The 2,810-nt window shown below is 34.6% G+C and carries 3 protein-coding genes; all 3 read left to right on the top strand.

Going from position 1 to position 2,810, the window contains the following annotated elements:
• Window positions 1–2,103: tetratricopeptide repeat protein (locus IQ228_RS24345; RefSeq protein ID WP_193964735.1), on the top strand; the 2,103-nt coding region annotated here is incomplete at its 5' end.
• Between the two features lie 103 nt (window positions 2,104–2,206).
• Window positions 2,207–2,470 (top strand): BrnT family toxin, encoded by a 264-nt coding sequence (locus tag IQ228_RS24340; protein ID WP_027403973.1) that lies wholly within the window; start codon window positions 2,207–2,209, stop codon window positions 2,468–2,470.
• Entirely contained in the window at window positions 2,460–2,693 is a 234-nt protein-coding gene (brnA, locus tag IQ228_RS24335; RefSeq protein ID WP_027403974.1) for a type II toxin-antitoxin system BrnA family antitoxin, read from the top strand. The genes IQ228_RS24340 and brnA overlap by 11 nt, the downstream gene beginning before the upstream one ends.
• Window positions 2,694–2,810 lie beyond the last annotated feature (117 nt).

The following is a 2,810-nucleotide window of genomic DNA, read 5'->3' as shown; positions in this document are numbered from 1 at the left end:
GAGTTAAATGATCAATTAAATCAGTTTTCCGTTAAAGATTTATTTGTAGAGGGGAATAAATTATTAAGATTACAAAAATACCAAGAAGCGATCGCATCCTATGACAAAGCTATTGCTATTAAACCTGACTTTCATGAAGCTTGGTATGGACGGGGGCTTTGCCTAGACAACTTACAAAAATACCAAGAAGCGATCGCATCTTTCGATAAAGCTATTGCTATTAAATCTGACTTTCATGAAGCTTGGCATAACCGGGGGTTTTCCCTAAACGAATTACAAAAATACCAAGAAGCAATTACATCTTTTGACAAAGCCATTGCTATTAAACCTGACTTTTATGTAGCTTGGAATAACCGGGGTTTTTCCCTAGAGAAATCACAAAAATACCAAGAAGCGATCGCATCTTACGATAAGGCTATTGCTATTAAATCTGACTTTTATGATGCTTGGAATAACCGGGGTTTTTCCCTAGAGAAATTACAAAAATACCAAGAAGCAATCGCATCTTTCGATAAAGCTATTGCTATTAAACCTGACCATGATTATGCTTGGCATAACCGAGGTTTTTCCCTAAACCAATTACAAAAATACCAAGAAGCAATCGCATCTTTCGATAAAGCTATTGCTATTAAATTTGACTATTATGAAGCTTGGTATAACCGGGGTAACTCCCTATACAACTTACAAAAATACCAAGAAGCGATTGCATCCTATGATAAAACTATTGCTATTAAACTTGACTTTTATCTAGCTTGGCATAACCGGGGTATTTCCCTAGCAAACTTACAAAAATACGAAGAAGCGATCGCTATTAAACCTGACTTTTATGATGCTTGGAATAACCGGGGTTTGTGCCTAGAGAATTTACAAAAATACGAAGAAGCGATCGCATCTTATGAAAAAGCTATTATCATTCAACCTAAATATTATCCAGCTTGGAATAATCTAGGTCTTGCATTATCTAATTTGCAAAGATACCAAGAAGCAATTATATCCTACGACAAAGCTATTTCCATCAATCCTGACGATGCTCATTCTTGGTATAATAGAGGTATTTCTCTATATTATTTGCAAAGATACCAAGAAGCGATTACATCTTTCGACAAAGCCATTGCCATCAAATCTGATGACCATCAATCTTGGTATTTCCGAGGTAATACACTAGGTCAATTACAAAAATACCAAGAAGCGATTACATCTTTTGACAAAGCCATTGCCATCAAATCTGATGACCATCGATCCTGGTATTTCCGAAGTCTTACTCTATATTATCTGCAAAAATACCAGGAAGCGATCAACTCTTTTGACAAATCCATTACCATAAAAACTGACTTTCATCCAGCTTGGTATTTTCGAGGTATTTCCCTATGTTCTCTGCAAATGTATCAAGAAGCGATCGCATCCTTTGACAAAGCCATTGCTATCAACCCTAAAGACTATGAATCTTGGTATTTCCGAGGTAATACACTAGATCAATTACAAAAATACGAAGAAGCGATTATATCCTATAACAAAGCCATTGCCATCAATCCTGACGATGCTAAATCTTGGTGTAACCGAGGTTTTTCCTTAGAGAACTTAGAAATGTACCAAGAAGCGATCGCATCCTATGATAAAGCCATTACAATTAACCCTGACGATTCCAAATCTTGGTGTCATAGAGGTTTGTCACTATATTATTTACAAAAATACAAAGAAGCAATTACATCCTTTGACAAAGCCATTACTATCAACCCTGACGATTATCTAGCTTGGAAAAACCGAGGTTTTGCTCTAACTCAATTACAAATGTACCAAGAAGCGATCGCATCCTTTGACAAAGCCATTGCAATTAACCCTGACCATCTATCTTGGTATAACCGAGGTTTTGCTCTAAGTCAATTACAAAGATATACAGAAGCACTTTTATCCTTCGATAAAGCTATTTCTATCAAGTCTGACTTACATCTAGCTTGGTATAAGCGCGGCAACATTCTACTTCAATTCCAAAGATATGAAGAAGCACTAAAATCATACAAGAAGGCAATTAGTATTAAACCAGATTTTCAACCAGCAATAAATAATCACAATGATTTATTAAGACAATTGGGGCGTTTAAATTAGTAAATTATCCTTGTAAAGGATTAGCAAAAATAACAATTAATGGCAAATAACACTTAATAGATAACATAGTTTATTAAAATCAAAACACAAAGATGCAAAAATAATGATGGAATTTGAATTTGATGCAAACAAAAGTGCAACAAATAAAACTAAACATAACATTGATTTTATTGAAGCACAAAAACTTTGGAGAGATACGCATCTAGTAGAAGTCCCCGCAAACACAACCGATGAACCCAGATTTTTAGTTATTGGCAAGATAGCTGATAAACATTGGTCAGCAGTCATTACCTATCGTAGTGATAAAATAAGAATTATTTCTGTTCGTCGTTCTCGTACTGAAGAGGCCAATATTTATGAAAGCTGAAGAATTTGATACTAAGTTTGATAATGGTGAAGATATTACTGAGTTGTTAGACTTATCTCAAGTACATCATCCAAGGTATACACAAAAAAGAGTTAATATTGATTTTCCTGTTTGGATGATAGAAGCTTTAGAACAGGAAGCAAAACGTTTAGGCGTGACTTCTGATTCTATTATTAAATTGTGGCTTGCTGAACGTCTGGATAAAAAAGTGATTACCAATTAGTTATAATATTGATTTAATTCACCAGCGATTACAAACAGCAATCCAAATTTCACAAACTAGACAATCATGAGAGGAAGATTATGTTAGATTATACAATCAGTTCTGGCAACATATTTC

This window comes from Dolichospermum sp. LEGE 00246 (genome assembly GCF_015207865.1).
In the GTDB taxonomy this organism is placed as follows: domain Bacteria; phylum Cyanobacteriota; class Cyanobacteriia; order Cyanobacteriales; family Nostocaceae; genus Dolichospermum; species Dolichospermum heterosporum.
This window is presented reverse-complemented; position numbering and strand designations above follow the sequence as displayed.

Coding starts and splice junctions, on each gene's coding strand:
- IQ228_RS24340 (WP_027403973.1), top strand. CDS start 2,207: ATGATGGAATTTGAATTTGATGCAAACAAAAGTGCAACAAATAAAACT.
- brnA (WP_027403974.1), top strand. CDS start 2,460: ATGAAAGCTGAAGAATTTGATACTAAGTTTGATAATGGTGAAGATATT.